Source organism: Microbacterium sp. cx-55 (genome assembly GCF_021117345.1).
Classification (GTDB): Bacteria; Actinomycetota; Actinomycetes; order Actinomycetales; family Microbacteriaceae; genus Microbacterium.
Genome location: NZ_CP088261.1, coordinates 1,221,058 through 1,238,755, shown reverse-complemented (window position 1 = coordinate 1,238,755; position 17,698 = coordinate 1,221,058). Strand labels below are relative to the sequence as shown.

The 17,698-nt window shown below is 61.1% G+C and carries 14 protein-coding genes; 7 read left to right on the top strand and 7 right to left on the bottom strand.

Going from position 1 to position 17,698, the window contains the following annotated elements:
- Nucleotides 1-15: 15 nt before the first annotated feature.
- Nucleotides 16-1,056, top strand: coding sequence for an AraC family transcriptional regulator (locus LQ938_RS05695; protein ID WP_228360736.1), 1,041 nt, complete (start codon nt 16-18; stop codon nt 1,054-1,056).
- 94 nt (nt 1,057-1,150) lie between these two features.
- Here the strand turns inward: LQ938_RS05695 and LQ938_RS05690 are convergent, their stop codons facing one another.
- Both LQ938_RS05690 and LQ938_RS05685 read right to left on the bottom strand, forming a co-directional pair.
- Nucleotides 1,151-2,041, bottom strand: a complete 891-nt coding sequence (locus tag LQ938_RS05690; protein WP_263317469.1) for an isocitrate lyase/PEP mutase family protein — start codon at nt 2,039-2,041, stop codon at nt 1,151-1,153.
- Between the two features lie 226 nt (nt 2,042-2,267).
- Nucleotides 2,268-3,668: an MFS transporter gene (locus LQ938_RS05685; RefSeq protein WP_223721579.1), complete on the bottom strand. Its 1,401-nt coding sequence runs from the start codon at nt 3,666-3,668 to the stop codon at nt 2,268-2,270.
- Between the two features lie 1,228 nt (nt 3,669-4,896).
- On the opposite strand from LQ938_RS05685, the gene LQ938_RS05680 reads away from it, so the two are divergent.
- A complete protein-coding gene (locus LQ938_RS05680) occupies nt 4,897-7,959 on the top strand; it encodes a hypothetical protein (RefSeq protein ID WP_223721580.1) in 3,063 nt (1,020 codons plus the stop codon).
- Nucleotides 7,960-8,027: 68 nt separating this feature from the next.
- Entirely contained in the window at nt 8,028-8,504 is a 477-nt protein-coding gene (locus tag LQ938_RS05675; protein ID WP_223721581.1) for a hypothetical protein, read from the top strand.
- Between the two features lie 322 nt (nt 8,505-8,826).
- Here LQ938_RS05675 and LQ938_RS05670 read toward each other — a convergent pair whose 3' ends face one another.
- Genes LQ938_RS05670 through LQ938_RS05660 form a run of 3 tightly spaced genes read right to left on the bottom strand, consistent with a single transcriptional unit; the run spans nt 8,827 to nt 10,570 of the window.
- Complete coding sequence (locus LQ938_RS05670; protein ID WP_223721582.1) at nt 8,827-9,639, bottom strand: TIGR02391 family protein; 813 nt, start codon at nt 9,637-9,639, stop codon at nt 8,827-8,829.
- 7 nt (nt 9,640-9,646) lie between these two features.
- The gene (locus LQ938_RS05665) at nt 9,647-10,198 is read right to left on the bottom strand and encodes an ImmA/IrrE family metallo-endopeptidase (RefSeq protein ID WP_223721583.1); all 552 of its coding nucleotides are present in this window, start codon (nt 10,196-10,198) and stop codon (nt 9,647-9,649) included.
- Nucleotides 10,199-10,201: 3 nt separating this feature from the next.
- Nucleotides 10,202-10,570, bottom strand: a complete 369-nt coding sequence (locus LQ938_RS05660; protein ID WP_033107435.1) for a helix-turn-helix domain-containing protein — start codon at nt 10,568-10,570, stop codon at nt 10,202-10,204.
- A 306-nt stretch (nt 10,571-10,876) separates the two neighbouring features.
- Between LQ938_RS05660 and LQ938_RS05655 the strand changes: the two genes are divergently transcribed.
- From LQ938_RS05655 to LQ938_RS05645, 3 genes are all read left to right on the top strand, one after another.
- Complete coding sequence (locus LQ938_RS05655; protein ID WP_223721584.1) at nt 10,877-11,890, top strand: nucleotidyltransferase domain-containing protein; 1,014 nt, start codon at nt 10,877-10,879, stop codon at nt 11,888-11,890.
- Between the two features lie 125 nt (nt 11,891-12,015).
- A complete protein-coding gene (locus tag LQ938_RS05650; RefSeq protein WP_223721585.1) occupies nt 12,016-13,347 on the top strand; it encodes a ThiF family adenylyltransferase in 1,332 nt (443 codons plus the stop codon).
- Nucleotides 13,344-15,134 (top strand): SAVED domain-containing protein, encoded by a 1,791-nt coding sequence (locus tag LQ938_RS05645; RefSeq protein WP_223721586.1) that lies wholly within the window; start codon nt 13,344-13,346, stop codon nt 15,132-15,134. The genes LQ938_RS05650 and LQ938_RS05645 overlap by 4 nt, the downstream gene beginning before the upstream one ends.
- A gap of 146 nt (nt 15,135-15,280) precedes the next feature.
- On the opposite strand, the gene LQ938_RS05640 is transcribed toward LQ938_RS05645, so the two are convergent.
- Both LQ938_RS05640 and LQ938_RS05635 read right to left on the bottom strand, forming a co-directional pair.
- Complete coding sequence (locus LQ938_RS05640; protein ID WP_223721587.1) at nt 15,281-15,901, bottom strand: Fic family protein; 621 nt, start codon at nt 15,899-15,901, stop codon at nt 15,281-15,283.
- A 357-nt stretch (nt 15,902-16,258) separates the two neighbouring features.
- Nucleotides 16,259-16,399 carry a hypothetical protein gene (locus LQ938_RS05635; protein WP_223721588.1) on the bottom strand — a complete coding sequence of 47 codons (141 nt, stop codon included), beginning with the start codon at nt 16,397-16,399 and terminating at the stop codon, nt 16,259-16,261.
- A 76-nt stretch (nt 16,400-16,475) separates the two neighbouring features.
- Between LQ938_RS05635 and LQ938_RS05630 the strand changes: the two genes are divergently transcribed.
- Nucleotides 16,476-17,612 (top strand): tyrosine-type recombinase/integrase, encoded by a 1,137-nt coding sequence (locus LQ938_RS05630; protein ID WP_223721589.1) that lies wholly within the window; start codon nt 16,476-16,478, stop codon nt 17,610-17,612.
- The last annotated feature ends 86 nt before the right edge of the window (nt 17,613-17,698 follow it).

The window sequence follows — 17,698 nt, the reverse complement described above, 5'->3', positions numbered from 1 at the left end:
CGATGGAGGTATGCAGTGCGATTCAACTCTTACCGGGACTTACGCATCCCCAACTTCAGCCTGCACGCGCTCTGCGACGTGCTGAAAGACGCGGGGCTTGACTGGAAGCTCGCCTTGTTGGCGGCCGACATCGACCACGACGTTGTAAACCGGCCCGGGGGGACCGTACCGGCGAGAAAAGAACTGGCTTTCCAGCTGCAGTTCGTTGCTCTCACGAAGGACCGCGTCGACTTATGGGTGCGGGCCGCACGTTCATATACTCTCGGCTCGTTCGGTATCAGAGGACTCGCTCTCGTGGCCGCGCCGAACCTCGAAGCTTGGGTACGGGCAGCAGCGACAGATGACGTTCCGGGTCTCGTTGAAGTGTCGCCACTGAGAACGTCAGACGGACGGCTAACGGGCCTCGAATTCACCTACCCGGATGCCCCCGACGAGCTCGTACCATTCAGCATCTACCGCGAGCTCGTCGTGACCTTCCGGACGTTCTCTTGGCTTTACGGCGAGCCATTCCCATTCACCCACGTGGACATTCCGCTCCCAACCCTTGCTCCCGAGGTCTCGACAATCGTTGCGTGCAGCGTGAAGTGCGACTCCGAAGCGCTACGGGTGTGGTGGGAGCCCGAAGCGTCCCTACACGAACTTCCCTTTGGCAATGAGTTTCAGTACACAACGTGGGTACACCAAGACACGCGGATTCTCGAAGTCCTCCGTGAGACTGGCGACTGGCCGAGCACAGTAGAGAAGGTCATCCGTGCGGCCCCGCACCTAAATCGCAAGCTGGCGAACGCGGCCGCTGCGCTGCGCGTCTCCCCACGCACGCTACAACGAAAGCTTGAATTGACCGGGCACGATTTTGCACAGGTACGCGATGCCACCCTGGGCACCCTCGCTTCCGAGCTGCTCGCCGCATCGAATCACTCGGTGTCGCAAATATCACGAGTTCTCGGGTACTCTGACCCGGCAAGTTTCACGAGTGCGTTCAAACGGTGGAAGGGAACGTCGCCGACCGCCTACCGCGACGCATCCCCGTCGGTTGCGATCACACATAGCCATTAGGGCGGGATCCGCCTTGCCCCCGTGTGAGCGTTCGGGAATCTCATGGGCACTGTTTGTGACCGCGAGCCCTCCCCCGTTAGAGCAGCACCACTTTCTACGCGTTTAGATTGTTGACGTAGTCTCGCCGCCCCTCGGCGGGTAGATACTCTTCCTCAGTACCTCGAACGTACTCCGTTGACGGGCGCCCCAACTTTCCGCCCCAGCCAAAGTCGTACTCGGTTCTCAAGACTGAATCCATGCGGTCGAGATAGCGCGCAATGGGTGTCGCATCACCCGCCTTTTTGACATCTACCAGGAGCCGCCACACCTCATTTATCCCCGGCAACACGAAAGGAGCGATGTCGATCGCTTGGCCCATCGCCGTCAGCTCGGGCAGTGTCTTCTGCCCCAAAAGGTTACCGCTGGGAATCACATAGTTCGCCCCGGGTGTTTCCTTCAGCGCAAGTTCCGCCTGTTCCCACGATTGCAAACCTTCGTAGAAGATGACGTCGACGCCGGTCTCTGCGCGGTAGAGCTGTCCTCGCCGAAGAGCCTCGTCAAGACCACCCCCCGCAGCGCCGTAACCATCAGTGCGGGCGACGATCACGAAGTCGGCGTTCAATCGGTCTCGCGCGGCTACCGCTGCATTCAAGCGTCCAATTGCCTCTGCGTCGGAGACCAGCTCGATTCCGGTATCGCCGCCAGACTTCTTCGGTTCTCTTTGATCCTCGATGTGAATACCGGCTACGCCCGCATCGGAAAACTCCTGGACCGTGCGCTGAACATTGATGGGTGCCCCGTACCCGGTGTCCGCGTCGCAGAACACTGGTATGTCGACGCTCCGTGCGACGCGCTTCGCATGGGCTACGACTTCGGTCAGCGTCAACCAGCCTGTGTCGGACGCGCCCTCGGCCCACCATGCTGACATGCCACCCGAAAGCTCGAACGCCTCGAACCCCGCGTGTTCGGCCATCTGTGCGTGGATTGGAAGCGCACCGAAGGGCATGATGACCGTTTGGGGGCGTTCAAAGATTTCTCGGAGTGCTGCGCCGGGTGAAGTTGGACTCATGAGAACTCTCCTGGTGGAATCTTGGTTATGGACTTTGTCACGTTCATGCTCCTGCCCATGGATGCCTTGCTCGGGCTCTTTCGCGCTCGCCTCGGCCTCGGCCGGATCGAGTGCTCTAGCCGGTTAGGTTTCAGGACAGGTGGACCCGATCGAGGTCACGTCATCAGCGGTTGGCTGCTTGAAGTTTCGCGGTGTTGACTGCCGTGTCGACAGCGTGCAGATCCTTGATGGACGTTGGCGCGAACACGGTCCACACGGCGACGAAGACAGCGATCACGACGGCACCTGCTACGAAGATTCCAACGAGTGCTTGTTCCGGAATGAATCCGTCAGCCCCTGCGACCAGGACATTCAGGACAATGGCGGTCGGAACTGTCCCCGCGGTGTACTGGACAATGCTCTGGATGCCAATCGTCACCGCCATATTGTCTTGGCGTCCCGCTGCTGCGACAAGGGCGTACCCCGCGGTTAGGCAGCTCAGTGTGGCCAGCCCGTAGCCGAAGACCCACAGCCACGGTGCCCAAGCGGGTCCATTCGCGAATGCCATGCCGAGGTACACCACGACAGAGAAGATCCCGGAAGTGATGAGGACGACTTTCGGCCCGAGCCGGGCAAGGCCCCACTTCGTCCAGAAGTAGCCCAGCGCCGCACCAGGAATCTGTGCGAGAAGCACGTACGTCGAATCGAGGGTCGACAATCCATGCCCGTACCCCGACTCAATTGGAGCTTGCAGGACAGCAGGCATCACGATGAAGATACCCGACCCAACCAGGCTGATGAGCAGAATTCCCGAATACCCAACGAGGGCCTGGCGCCGGTCCATGTTACGGAAAGAAATGAGCGGGTCAGCGGAGCGTTTTTGCTGAATCACCCAGCTTATGAACGTTAATGCACTGATCGCGAATGCGCCGATCACCAGCGGCGAAGACCAGCCCAGACTGGGTCCCGTACTGATACCAACCAGCAGCGCGGTAACCCAGACACCCAGGCCAATCGCCCCGAACCAGTTCAAACTCCCGGTGGCCAGGGAAGACGCGGGTGTTTCACGTGCGATCAGGGCCAGGATCAGCAAAATCGCGAACAGCGCAAAGCTGATCCAGAAGACCATCTGCCAGGGCAGTCCCGCCTGAACGACCAGACCGCTGATGACGAGGGCCAAGGGGGTGAAGATCGCCATGACCAGCGAGAGAACGAGCGAAACATTGCGGACCTGACGGGCAGTAGCACGTGGGCGCAGTAGACCCCATGACAGTGGGACCGGGACCGCGAACCCCATCAGGAACCGGCCCGTGACAAGAGCCCAGAATCCGCCTCCGGTAGCAGCCAGGGCCGCGCCTACAAGCGCAAGGCCGAGAAGAACGATCAGAACCTTCCGATGTCCAAAGATGTCGCCGATGCGGGTAGAGAGGCTCACTGAGATGGCGCTACCCACCATCATGGCGTTGAGGACCCACCCGATCTCCGGTCCAGAGAGCCCAGACTCTGCCGCAATCGTCCCCACGAGCGGTGGGAGACCGCCGAACTGGACGTCGACCGTTACGCCGGCGAGAAGGAGCAATGTCACCAGAGTTGCGTATTGCCCGGTGCGCGCTTGGACCGATACAGATTGCGTCATCTTTGACCACCCATAGTTGAAAACCAGCAACTGCTGGTGTCACGTAACCAACAACAGACCTTGGAAGCTAAAGCGGTCAACCAAGCTCGGTTTTGGAATGATTTGAAGCCGACCCGACGCGGGAGACGAGTGAGCTAACACTTCAGGTCGTTGAGATCACACGTTAGAGTTTCGTCGACTGCAGCCGAGATGGTAACACACGCCAAGATGACCTGAAATCACGCCGTTCGTTAGGGGTGGAGAACCCGCAGCACGACACTGGTGAAGCGGTGATGAGCGTCGTCGACGCAGACAACGACCTTGCCACCGTGGGCCGGCCCGGCCGATTGCGCCACTATCCCGTGCCGTTTGACCGATTCTTAGGTTCTACTTGGGGCCATCCACGTCGTGCTCGCGCCTTGGTCCTGACGAGGTGACCCCCGAGGGCGGAGCCAGGGTGAGCGAGGACTTTGCCGACGCCATTGCGGCTCTCGGAGTGCGCTCCCAGCACATGCATTGCTGAATCGCCCGAATGACGACTTCATCATTCCGTTCGGCGCATAGATGGCGGCAGCTCGGCGGCCCTCGAAGCTATTGGAGTTGAACCCGGTCTTGTGGACACCTGAACTGAGCGGCGAGAGTCGTTTGTGAAGGAGGCATGCCTGCAGCGCACCCGGTGGAGTTTGGTCGGAGGGCGGTTGCTCTCGCGCGAATCGCTGGGAGTGTCACCGGAGCGTGCGCACTTGTCGGCGAGTACCGGTAGATGCGTTCTCCACCTCGGCGGAGGTGCGCATGTCAAGCTCGCGGATCACAGAGGGAGGACAACGGGTTTGAACATTCCCATTGTCCTCCCCTCTCAGTCGGGATGACAGGATTTGAACCTGCGACCCCTTGACCCCCAGGCGTCCAAACCGCCAAAATCGGGCCAAGAAACGCATAGTTCTGCGGATCAGATCATGCAGAACACGTCACGCGATGCGTGGTTTGCATGATTCTGGTCCCCTTTTGGTCCCCCGCTTTCGACCGCCGAGCTCCCCGGCCTTCTCCGCCGCATGAGATGCGGACCAGTGAGGGGGTGTCCTCTGCGATTGGCATCGGTCTTGGTGAAGGAGCGCCCTTCAGCGCCCCTCGTAGGATGGAGTCGACAGGTTCGGCCCTAGTTCAGGGCGCGATCGGAGCTGGGCGAGGCGGGAAATTTATGGCTGACTGGAAACCTCTGTCGCTGGCTTCATCGCTGTACGCGCCAGCGTCGGTCACCACCCCGGCTCCGGTGATCGGCAAGCTCGAGGAGCTCCCGTTCACCTCCCTTTCTTGGGAGAACTTCGAGCGCCTTCAACTGCGGATGATGCGAGACGTCGAAGGACTTCGCGAAGCCCAGCTCTACGGAGACCGCGGGCAGGCCCAACTCGGACTCGACATCGTTGCACTGGCGCCGGACGGTGCGGGCGTCGCTCTCCAGAGCAAGAACTACAAGCAGTTCGGAAAATCTCAACTCACCGCCGCGATCAAGAAGTTCCGCAATGTGGAGCAGCCGTTCACGGTTCAGCGCCTGATCCTAGGCGTGGCATGCGCCGTCAAGAGCACCGGCGCAGTCGAGGAACTCGCTGTTCAGCGCAAGGAGCTTCACCCAATCGTTCTCGACCTTTGGGATGCGCAGGAACTCTCGGCGTTCCTGCGTAAGCGGCCAGAGATCGTGATCGAGTACTTCGGTATGCCCACCGCCGAGGCTTTCTGTCACGAGTTCAAGATCGACGTCACCCAAGTCCCCACCGCCGATGCTGCCGGGGTGCGCGAGGCAATCGCACGCACCCCAGAGGTCTCCACGGGCGCCCAGGAGTTCTTCGACAAGGCGGCTGAAACGACCGATCCCGAACAGGCGCTTGCGCTCATCGAGAAGGGGCAGGCTGCCCTGCAAAATGCAGGGTTCAAGCCTCATGCGGCGTCTCACGACAAGGAGCGCGTGCGCCTCTTGGCTCTCAACGGACGGGCCGAGGAGGCGGCACGCCACACTCTCGATGAGTTCTGGTCGGCACTCGAGCAAGGCCTCGCGACAACCGCCCAGATAACGCAGTCACGTCTCGCGGAGCTAACAACTCAGGCCAACATTGCCCCAACAGTAGATGCCTGCCGCAAGGTCGCCGAAAGCGCGATCAACCTCTACATGAATCCGCTCGGCTATCTTCCGGACATCAAGGAGCTGCGGCTTGGGGAGCCCGAGGACCAGGCGCGCCTCGCGCTCCTTGCGGGCGAAACAGCTATTGCTAACGACCGCTCCGACTGGCTGAGCAGCGCCGTCCCCACCCTGGCCGAGCTGTCCCGTCTCCCTGGTCTCGATCAAATACGACGCACGCGCCTTCGCCTGATCATCGCCGAGTCGACGCAGGACTGGGCAGAGCTTCTTGCCGATGCTCGAAAGATCACCCACGGATATAGCGTCTCCGGACTCATCGCCGCTCGCCACGCACGCAGCCTCGCTCGATACGAGAAGTTCAAGAAAGCCGACCTGGCCTGGGATGAGGCCTCCGGCTTTGCGTCGCTTGCCTCGCAGTGGGGCGAAGCATCGACGTGGATCTTCAGCAGGCGTTCCTTCCGCTCACGCTGGAACCCGTTCACAAGCAACGAGCTACTCCCTCTGCAAACCGCTGTCCGGGAAATGGGCACCTCAAGGCCAATCGTGCCGACGGCCCATGACGCCTACGTCGACGCGCTATCAGGACTGAACGAGGGCACCCTGCGATCTGCGGCGATCTCCGCGCAGCGCGCGCTGCGCGATGCGGTCGCGACTAGCGACTTGGTAGAAGAAGAACGCGCGCGGCGCGTGCTTGCCTCGATCCTGATCGATTCTGACGAACCTACCCTCGCCGCTCATCACCTCGCGCAGGTCGGTGCGACAAAACAGATCGACTCACTGGGCAAGTCACTGCCGCTTCAATTCCTTGACATCACGGAAAATCTGGACGCGCCGAACTACTGGACGGTCGGCGCCACCTACCGCCTCATCGCTTCCCAGGCGGATCTCGTACCCGACACCCTCGTGGACTTCATCGCGGAGCATATCGTTGCGGAGCTCGCAGCAGCCGAGGAAGGTACCCGACCCGATCTGCGCTCCTTTGCCACCTCGCGCTATAACAACGCGATCAAAGCATTGGCGGGTATTGCCGGCCGCATCGCTCTCGAACCGGCGACCGCCGCGTTGGAGCACTTTGAGCGGCAACCGGAGGTGCAGGAAAACCACTACCGGTTCCACGATGACGATGAAGCGCTTGCTGTGGCGAGAATCGCGCTCAGCCATCCGAACCTCGCTCCACGGGCCATCGCCCATCTTGTGCCGCTTCTGGGCAGAGCGCAGGGCGCGCGAAGTGAGACTGCCCACGATGCGATCAGCAAGTACGAGACGCTCGCACGCGACGGACTCACCGTACTCGCCGCAGCACGCAACCACTGGGCACAGGAAACGCTGGCACTCGCCAACCCGACCGACATCGATCCGGCCGTCGCGACCGATGCTTTGGCGCGGCTCACCACACCGCTTGCCCACGTCGCCGGCGTCTACAGCGTCGGCACGAATGCGATCGGCGACTCACTTCTCATCCGTCATCTGCCCTCAGACTCAATCAACACCGCGGTTACCGAACTACTGATTCGCGCAGATGATCCGCACCTTGGCTCGAGCGATCGCGCGGACTATCTAAACGCGGCAGGCAATCTCACACGTCATCTCAATAAAGCCCACCGTTCAAGTCATTTTGAGACTGCCATGCGACTCGCAAAATCGCCCACTCCGTCGAAGTACGACGAACTCAACGGCCAGTACACCCACAAGCTCGGCGGCTTCCGCATGAACGGGATGCCCCAGGGAAGTAGCGGGCAGGCGCTAGCGCTTGCCGCCAGCCTCGCAGGCAACGATAACCAGCGAAGAGAAGTCCGACGCGTCGTCTACGCGCTGCTCGGCGAAAAGGCCGATTACTGGCCGACCATCGCGCTGCAACGTCTCGGTGACACGGTGAAAGACGACCTTGCGTTTCTCTCGATGCAAGGATGGGCTATCCGAAGTCTGGTGGCGCTGAAGTGGGTTGAGCACGGCGAACCTGAACACCTCGGCATCCGCTTGGCGCGGGACCCCGACGCGCGCGTCCGTCGAGCACTCGCACGCGCACTCACGGACCAAGCCAATGGGAACCATGCAGATGTGCGCGCTGTCTTGGCCGACGACCCCGCGTACAGCGTCCGCACGGCCCTCAGCGGCGCAGAGGCCCCCTAGATCCGACACTCCGACGCAACCGAGGACCGCCTCGCCCTCATGTCGGTGCCCCCTGCCACTATGGCCAGATGAGCGACGAACCGACTGACTGGACCGAAGAAGACGACGCGATGGTGACCTACGAGTCGCTCCCCGATTGGCACCCATCACTCTTCGTCGATGTATTTCGTACCGGCCTCGATATGGAACAAGCGAATGCTGGAGAACTGTTAGGCGGCGCATTCGTCACTCCCGAATCGCTTGGCACCTGGGAAGACTTCTCCCGAGCTCGATCCGTCTTCTCATCAGGTCTCAAGATCAGCACCACAGCGTTATTCGGTATCGGGGCACCGGACGTCGCCTACGTGCGCCTCGTCGAAACCGATGCGCATCTCAACGATGACATCGCCGCCGTCCCCGCAACAATGCACGTGACACTCGTGTGGCGCCCAGAGATCGCGGTCGTGCCAATCAGCAGCTGGCGCATCCACCACCTCGGTGAGGCGATCGAGCCCACTCTCGTGCCGCGCACTGCGGCTAGCTTCGATCCGCGAACGCAGGCCTAGCCTGCAGCACGCTGCGAGCTTGGCGAACTGATTTTGGAACCTGTAGCGGGAGGCTGGGCTACCTGCGACCGCCGCCCATGCTTGCTCCACGTCGGCCCAGTCGTCACCCACAAGCGACTTTGCGTCAGCATCGTTACGCCCGAGTGCGCTGGCCAACTTTGATCGCGTGGCGACGTCGGTCACAGGAGGGTGGTCAGGCCTCGGGCGGCGGGGAATCGACTACTGATCGATAACCCAGCAACAACAACCCCACCTACAGCTAGCGACGCATCCGCGCTCGCGATCCGCGCTGTTAGGTCGACTGAAATAGCTCCAGCAATGCTTAGGTTCCCTCACCGTTCCGTGAGGTCGCTGTGTCCAGCCGACGATGGATCATGGACAGCGTTCCCAGAACGTCAAGTGCGTCCAGCTCGCTCATCGTCCAGTACAGCTTGGGCTCGTGAGCCACGGGGTTCCGGAAGGCGCTGAACAGACCTTTCGCGAGGTTGGCTATGCCGAGTTGCTCGTCCCGTTCGGTTCGGGTTAGCCCTTCGTTGATCCGGAGTAATGGGCTTGAGCCGGCCATCGACTTCTCGATGAGGCCGTATCCATCGGCATCAACACCGCTCTGAGAACGAATTCGTGCCCCCAGACCCTTGATGGCCTCAAAGACCACTTCGTAGTAATCTTTGCGGAGGAGGTCTTCGCGGCAGTACGCAAGCACTTCAGCATGTGCTCCGCGTTGTTCGAGAATCTTGTAGAGCCGCTCAGAGCGAGCCAGCGCCTCAGTGTCAGTAGACGCCCTCTTTGCCGTCGCTACTCGTCCGTCAGCGAGCACTCTGAGGCTCACCAGCGATAGCACCTGATTGAGTTCATCGCGTGCGATGTCTGCGCGGGACTTGCGATCGAGTGTGCGTTCCGGCCGCATTGCCGCCCGCACGAGAGCTACCAGCGCATTCCCATTACCGATCTTTGCTTGATTGCTGGAGACAGCGTGGGCGAGTCGACGCCATTTGGTGTGTCCTTCGCCCGGGTCAGAGCGAAGCGGCACCTCGGCGATGATGCGTGTGAGTTCGGTGCCGCTGTAAAGGTCACCGACGATCTTGGCGACGCCCTCGATAGTCCCGAGGGGAAAGGCGCTGATCGAGTTGGTCATGTGTGGTTCACGCCCATTTGGCACGAGCCCTTTGCATGACTTTGCGCGCTCCGCTGTGGTTCATTCGCCAGCGGGCAACCGCAAGACTCACGTCGAACACCTGAGCTGCACGCTCATCTGTGGCGTTGGCTCGGGCCAGCCGGAAGGCGCCGTCGTAGGGAATGAGCATCTCGCCAGAGAGCCAGTCGGCTTCCTCCTCCTGCTGGCCTCCGAGGCCGCACTTCCGTTCGTCGGACAGCGAGACACCAAATGAGTGCTCAAGAACAACGTGTGCAAGTTCGTGACACATTGTGGTCCGCCTCCGTGTGAGCGGTTGCGCATCGTTCTCCAGAATCACAGCTCCTGTGCCGTCTGGGATCAACGCGCCTGACAGCGCGCTCCCCTGTTCTTTCAGGAAATGCTCGCGGGCTGCTCCGTCGAGTTCGCTGAGTCGAACGACAGCGATTCCGTACTCCAACGCGAAGGCATACGGGTCGAAGGGCGCGTGCGCGCCGAGGCCTATTTCAGTCCGAAGCTCTAGCGCAAGGCGCTTCGCCTCGGTCTTGAATCCGCGACGCACAGATCATCCCTTCGCCCGAGCGCGTTCAACGGTGAGGCCGATTACTTGCTGTAGGTAGTTGATATCCGTCTCGCTTAGATCCTTACGGGCCCGGAGAAGGGGCGCGAGCTGCGCCATGAGATCTGGTTCACGCGCGTCGTCGGCATTGCTCTCGCCATCGCGCTCAAAGAAGCCCTCGGCAGGGAGCCTGAGCCACGCAATGATCGTTGCGAATCCGTCGGTGTCAGGTTTCAGTCCGTTGCCGAGCCTTGAGAGCAGCGACGGGCTCACACCGATCTCACCTGCCAGCGTTCGCCACGAGAGCTGGCGTTCTTGGCGGGCAGCGTCGAGCGCCGAGTAGAGCGCGGCCGTGTTGATCGTTGTTTTGGCCATACTCGAGTGTCTCACATGTGCAACACCAAGTCACTCTCGACACGGCTGTGTTAGAATTGAAACACGACATCGAATTTGGAACACAAGGGGGGTGAGAGCAATGGCAGGTAAGCGAGGGCGTAGCGCCATCACCGGGCGCTTTGTGAAGCAGTCAACCGTGAAGAGTCACCCCAAGACGACGACCAACGAGAGCACTGGCAAGAGCGGCAAGAAGAAATAGCCCCCATTCCGAGTCTTCCTCGCACTGTCGGTGGTGTGAGGAAGACTCGGAACACCGACCCCCTACAATCCGAATCGGAGGAGCCGATGGCTCACCTCAAACAGCAGTTCAAGGATGCGCTGAGTTCCATCGAGCCCAGCGATGACAAGACCAACGCGCCAGAAGCGCATCGGCTGGTCCGCGATGCCCTCGAGGCGGACGCCAAGCTCACCGAGTACGGCGTCTCCCCCGTGTTGATCGGTTCATACAAGCGCAACGTGTCGATCAAACGCATCAAAGATGTCGACGTATTCGTGCGCCTCCCTGACATGCCGAGCGACGTCACATCGAAGGACATCCTCGATAAGTTCTTTGCCGTGTTGCACGCGGAATTCGGCACTGACTCCGACGGGCACCGACGCACCAAGCGTCAGGACCGCAGCCTCCAGGTCTCCTTCCCCGAGTACGACCTTTACGTGGACGCCGTCCCGGCCCGTCCCCATTGGGACGGAGAGACATGGGAGATCCCGCAGAAGGGTGACGAGAACGAGTGGGTTCGCACAACCCCCGAGGGTCTAACTTCGCTGTCCAGCGAGATGAACGCGGCTCACGATGGTTACTACGTGCCTACGGTCAAGTTGCTCCGTCAGACCCGGCGGGCCCAACTCGGCAAAAAGAAGCCTGGGGGCTTCTTCTTCGAACTGGCGACCTACCAGGCCTTCGCGTCGGGCGCCGTGTCAGGGAGTGACCAAGCGGAATACTACGTGTCAGCACTCACCGAGGTAAGCAAGATCATCGAGAATTTCGTGACATACGGGATCGGCGTGAACGACCCCACCCTGGCTGGTGCGACGATTCACATACGCGCCTCGGACGAGGAACTCGAAGCGGCGCGAACTCGATTCGCGGATGCAGCCATCTCAGCGGATGATGCCCTGGCAGAGGAGGATGAGGGCAAGGCGGCGCTCGCCTTCCAGAAACTCCTTGGCAAGAACGGCGACGACAAGACGGTGTTCCCGATGCCGCCCGGCTTCAACGAAGACGGCAGCAAGCGCGCGTCCGCAATCCTTGCTGGCGCCCGGGTGGTGCCCGCCGGCACAAGGACTTTCGGGGGAGCCTGACCGAGTACGACGACTACATCGCCTACTCGCGGCAACACTTTGAAGAAGGTCTCATCCGTGGCGGCTTCACCGAAAGCGACGCCGGATCGCGGGGACCCATCTCGCACTCCGGTAGAGCTACGGAAGTGCTCATCACGCTACGATCGCGGTTCCCGTTCCAGCCGCCGCGTGTCGTCCCCATTGAGCTCGATCTTGTGCCCTGGTCCTGGCACCGAGAACTCAACGGCTCACTGTGCCTGATCGCCGAGGACGATCATGACGGACTGTGGTGGACCGAGGCCAGCGAGTTCGTCGAGCACATCACGGCCTGGTTCGAACGAGCAGACGCCGGTTGGCCAGACGATCGTCCCGATCTCGACCTCGACCGGTACTTCGACCTGTCCGAGGACGCTCGTGTCTATCTGTACGATGATCTCGAGCAGCACCGAAACGGCTTTGTGCGCTTCCGTCCCGCGAAGAACGACGTCATGCGAATCGGAACAGGCACGCGACCAGCGAAGGTCTCGAAACACAGCAAAGACCGGTTCGGATACGTTGCCGACCTTGGCGAGGTGGCCGCTCCTCCCCGAACGTGGGAAGACATTTCAGCGCTGATCGATCCCGCAGTGGATCTGGACCGCCGGATTCGCGACCACACAGTGGCAGTCCTCGTTCTCATCTATCGACGTGGTGCTCACAACGGTGCGATCGCTCTGGACGTCTGGCCGACGACCGCCGGTGGGATCGCCGTCAGACGTCTGCGTTCAGGAGCAGATACCAACGCGGCCAGACAGGCTCGGGCAGGCGTCCTTGCCCTCGCGCTCAGTGATCGCCGTGTCGCTGTCGTTGGTGTCGGCGCACTGGGCTCCTTCGTGGCAGACACGCTCGTGCGATCCGGTGTCCGCCATCTGACTCTTGTTGATGGAGACGTCGTGATGCCGGGCAACCTCGTTCGCCATCTCGTTGGCCCCGAAGCCGTCGGGCTGACGAAGGGCAAAGCTGTAAAGGGTCACCTTGTGGCTCGCGCCGACATCCAGGGTTCCGACATCGAAGTCGTTGATGACAACATCAGTTCCGGCGACGCAGCCGTCGAGCTTCTTCAGAATCACGATCTTGTTGTCAATGCGACTGCTGACTTCGCGACCACGGCGCTCCTCCATGTCTCGGCCAAGTCGCTTGGAACACGCGTTCTCTCGGCTGCGCTTCAGAACGATGGTGCCACGTACCGCATCGACGTGTTACCGCCACTCGACGGCGCCACTCCTCACCCGCCCTCGGCGCTCGATGCCGAGCGTTCCACAGCGGATGTGTTCGAAGCTGGATGCGGAAGCCCAATCTCACCAACTCCGCCGTACGCGGTGATTGAAGCGGCTGCAGCAACGGTACGACATGCGCTCGGACTACTGACGAACAGCCCGCTCCATCCGGCGGGAGAGGTGCGAACCATCGCATCAAGCCCACAAGGAGGTGAACTGTGACGCGCTTGCCTGCTCGCATCGAGCTGAGCGGCAATGCTCACGAGACGATCGCCTCCGAGAATGCAAAGCAGCTTCCGCTCGAAGCGGGCGGGGTCCTTCTCGGGTACAGGGAGGGACGCAACATCGTTGTTACCCACGCCCTGACTGTCGACGGGCAGGCCGGCACTAATCGCTACGTTCGAGACGACGTCCGGGCGAACGAGCTCCTTGAAGAATTCCTCGCTGGACGAGCAGATGACGATCCGACAGGCTATATCGGCGAATGGCACAGTCATCCCGCCCCCTCGGGGCCTAGTCCGACGGACGTCGCCGCCATGCGTGCAATCGCGAAAAGCAGCGATGTCCCAGTAGCGCTGCTGGTCTATGCGCCTGGCCGAACCGATCCGTTCATCGGACTGGTCGCCCAACGGCACCGCTTGGGTCGCATCACCAGTACCAAAGCGGAAGTTTCCTTCCCAGCGTCGAGGTTCGCGCCCTTGGGCCCCTTGCCCGATGGAGCCGTGCGCGGAGACGGTCCGGTCTTCATCTCGTACCGACAGTCAGACGGAACGCCCCATGCCGAATCTCTCGAGGGCCTGCTGAGAGCCGCGGGGCTTGTCGTGTGGAGAGATAACAGCGATCTGCGAGCCGGGACGACTATCGACCGGCTCGAACAGGCGCTCACCAAAGGGCTCTCGGCTGGTGTTCTCGTCGTGACCCCGGAGATCGTCTACAGCGAAATCGTTCGCGAACGCGAGTTGCCTCGCCTACTCGAACTCGACAACGATTCGGCATTCAGCCTGTGTATCGCAAATGCGATCCCCCGGGTTGGGAACGGATCGAAGTGCGACTACGACGGACCCGACCGCCTCCTACGACTCTCACCCGCGCGAACGCTCGCAGACAAGAAGCAAAGCAACATGCTGGCTCCGACCGGTGAAGTAGAAATCGTGCGTGATCTACTCATGCACCGGGTCGAGCAGCGACGACCGAGAATCCGCGAGGAGGGGCGGCCGTTCAGCATCCGTGTCCAGACCCGCCCCACGCCGTTTGCCCTCGAAGCCGACGAAGACGACCTGCACATCCGCATCAAGTCATCCGACAACGGACGTCTTCCTTCCCGCGATGGGCTTGAACACCTCAAGACGACTCTCCCGCTCACTGGAGACGCCGTGTACGCCTCCGGCGCGAAAACTGCACGGATCTCCGGCGGGGCACACCTCTCGGTTGCCCTTGCTATCGGAGCAGCCCTTCCCGAAACCAAGATCGGCAACGTCGAGGTGCTCGATGCTCGCGATCAGATCTGGACGTCCGTCACCCCCGAAGACGATCCGATAACCACCCAGCTCGACAGCACGCGACTCATAGTTGCAGGGCTACGACAACCTGAGGTCCCAGATCGTGCCGCGATCTTCATCAGTCTGACGCCCGCCCCCGATGAGACAGCCTTTGAACGCCTCTTGCATGATTCAACACAACCGTTCACGACAGCAGCCGTGATCTCAATTGCCGGATCAGATCGGATCGATTCTAGAGAAGCAGGACGGCTCAGCGCTGCCATCGCGCGGCAGATAAAACAACTAGCCGCCACTAACGGACGTGCCGAGGTACATCTTGCATTCCACGGCCCCTATCCGATGGCCATCCTCATCGGCCGCTATCTCAACACCCTCCGCACGGTGGTGTACGAGTGGGAGATCAGCGATACGAGTGATTCGCGCTATTCGCCAGCCCTAATCCTCGAACCTGGAATCGCCGGAGGGCCAATCACAGACGTACTCGTCTTGGAAGAACAAAGCGGGTGCTGAGTCAAGAGCATCCCAACTTTCCCAGTCTCGTCTCGGGCTCCTGACACACCGAGTAGGCCGCGACGATCGAGCCCACTACAAATACGCAGACTGTATTAGCTACGTGGCTAAGAACCCGTCACAAAATCGTGCTGCAGATCGCGGCGCTAGAGCTTGTATATGGGGATGAAGGCCGCGAGCGGCTTGGGGTCACGATTGACATCATAGGCACGGAGCAGTTCAACGTACGGCTTCTTGTCGATCGACCAGTCGTACATCTCGACGTCCTCTGACTCCTGAGCAGCTAGGAACGTCAGATCAGCATACAGGCGGGTGCTCCGGCCGTTCCCATCAGTGAATGGGTGGATCCGCACGCATTCAGCATGCACAGCGACACCGAGTTCACGCGGTGTCCAGTCCTCGGTGTGATCCCATCGATACCGGATGGTTTCGATAGAGATCCGCAACTCGAGCGCGATGTAGGCAGGGTCGACTCCGAGATTGAAGAGATGACGCCGGTGCGTCCCTGCCCAGATCCAGATATCCCCGTACAGTCTTTGGTGCAGTTCTCGCAGGAAGCGGTCTGAGAGCAGCTCGTCGAGCCCGAGTCGGTCTTCGAGAACGTCAGTGATGAGCTGTTCGGTAACCTCGGCTTCGACGGCCTGTTCGAGGTCGTAGACGGCCGCTTTAGTGATCGGTTCTTCAAGGGCTTCGCGAGCCGCCGGAGTCAGGGCATCCAGCTCATCGAACGGGAGCGGAGTCTCGCCGTAACCCGGATCGAGCGTCACTTCTGCGTGTTGCGGGCCACGACGAAGCGCCCGGTCTTTGCAGACCGAACATAGTTTGCCGGCACGGTTCGTCGTTCCAGCGACGCTGACTCACGTGTGGAGCGTACGGCGGCACGCTTTACAGCGTCCTGGTCGATCGCCTTACGCTTCATCACCGTCCTCCTTCATGCATTTCGTGTTGCACCACTCAACTTTACCGCACCATTCTGGGGCCTTCTAGGCACCGAGAGGCGGGAATCGGTCAGGAATCCACCGCTGGGGCAGTGCGCCTCCCGATTCAATACATGTGGCAGGTATCTGTCACGAGGGAGGCTTGAGGTTGCACGGCCGATCAAACAATCGATCACGCCCGCACGATCAGCTCTTGCCGAGCCCCTGCTCCGCCGTGAGGGAGTTCACCGTCTCATTGCGGCGGATGCGGTTCTCGCGGATGACGGCTGGGGCAGCGTATTCGAGGAGTTCCGAGGCAAGTTGGAGTCCGCCGACCTCGTTGATCACTGTGGCGGACGCACGGCAATATCTCGTACAGAAGGGCGGGGAATACTTACATCAATGAGGCGAGATCCTTGATCGGATGATCACTCGCCCACCCGCTCTCCCGCCGCCCGGAACTCGCCTCCACCTCGACACGCTGAAACGAGGATCTCGATTTCGTGCCAGAGTCCGCTGGACTGACCCGTCATCGCGCGAGCGCCGGAGCCGCTCGGTCACGGTTGACGATGAGGTCGGCGCCCGGGAGTTCTTCGAACTCATGCGGGCGAGTTCGATTCATAAGATCGATCCGTTCATCAGTTTGAGCGATTACGCACTCTCGATCAATGGCCGATTCCTCCGCGGCGTCGACCCAACCTCGACCGCCACCGGATATCGTGCCGGGCTCCAACTCCGGGTCCTGCCTGCCCTCGGGCATCTGCGCATTCACGACATCACGACCGGGCTCGTAGATCGAACCATCGACCTCTGGGAGAGCGAGCACTCTCGCTCCACACTCAAGAGCACGATCGCCGCGCTGACACGGATGCTCGATGAAGCGGTGCGCGATGATCTCATCGCTCGCAATCCCGTACGCGACCGCGCCGGCAGACGCTACCACCAAAACACGGAACTTCAGCGTACGAGACCCGTTCCCTCGCCCGATGAGGTTGCACGGATCGCTGAGACCTGCGCTGCGATCCACCAAAGCTACGGCGACCACATCATGCTCAGCGCATTCCTCGCCGCGCGCAGTTCAGAAGTAGCCGGACTCATCGTCGGCGACGTCGACTGGACGAGCAAGCTAGTCACGATCGAGCGTCAGTGCTTCCCCGGCGCCGGCGGCCTCAGCATCAAGCCGCCAAAGGGGCGTCGAGTTCGCCGCGTTCCGATCATCGAGCCACTTGAGCCAGCGCTGCGCAGACTCACAGTGCAACGGGCACGCAACCTGCCGCTGTTGCGTGGACCGCGCGGCGGCGTCATGACCACCGCAGCGTTGCGTGATGCAACAGGCTGGGATCAGATGGTTGCATCACTCGGGTTTCCGGGGTTGCGCCGTCATGACCTTCGGCACGCGGGTGCAACCTGGTTCGCAAACGCGGGGATCCCGATCCATGTCGTGAGCGACATCCTCGGGCACGCATCCGTCGAGACAACACGTGCATACCTACACACTGACGACAGCGCACTGCAGAACGCCGCAGAACGCATGAACCAGCACCTAAGGAGGCGGCGATGAGTAGCTAGAAATGGCTGAACCCCTTGACCATGTCGAGTCAAGGGGTTCAACGGGTACATATTTGGGTCCAAGACCGGCGATTTACC

Coding starts and splice junctions, on each gene's coding strand:
- LQ938_RS05690 (WP_263317469.1), bottom strand. CDS start 2,041: ATGCCCTTCGGTGCGCTTCCAATCCACGCACAGATGGCCGAACACGCG.
- LQ938_RS05680 (WP_223721580.1), top strand. CDS start 4,897: ATGGCTGACTGGAAACCTCTGTCGCTGGCTTCATCGCTGTACGCGCCA.
- LQ938_RS05675 (WP_223721581.1), top strand. CDS start 8,028: ATGAGCGACGAACCGACTGACTGGACCGAAGAAGACGACGCGATGGTG.
- LQ938_RS05670 (WP_223721582.1), bottom strand. CDS start 9,639: ATGACCAACTCGATCAGCGCCTTTCCCCTCGGGACTATCGAGGGCGTC.
- LQ938_RS05660 (WP_033107435.1), bottom strand. CDS start 10,570: ATGGCCAAAACAACGATCAACACGGCCGCGCTCTACTCGGCGCTCGAC.
- LQ938_RS05655 (WP_223721584.1), top strand. CDS start 10,877: ATGGCTCACCTCAAACAGCAGTTCAAGGATGCGCTGAGTTCCATCGAG.
- LQ938_RS05630 (WP_223721589.1), top strand. CDS start 16,476: ATGATCACTCGCCCACCCGCTCTCCCGCCGCCCGGAACTCGCCTCCAC.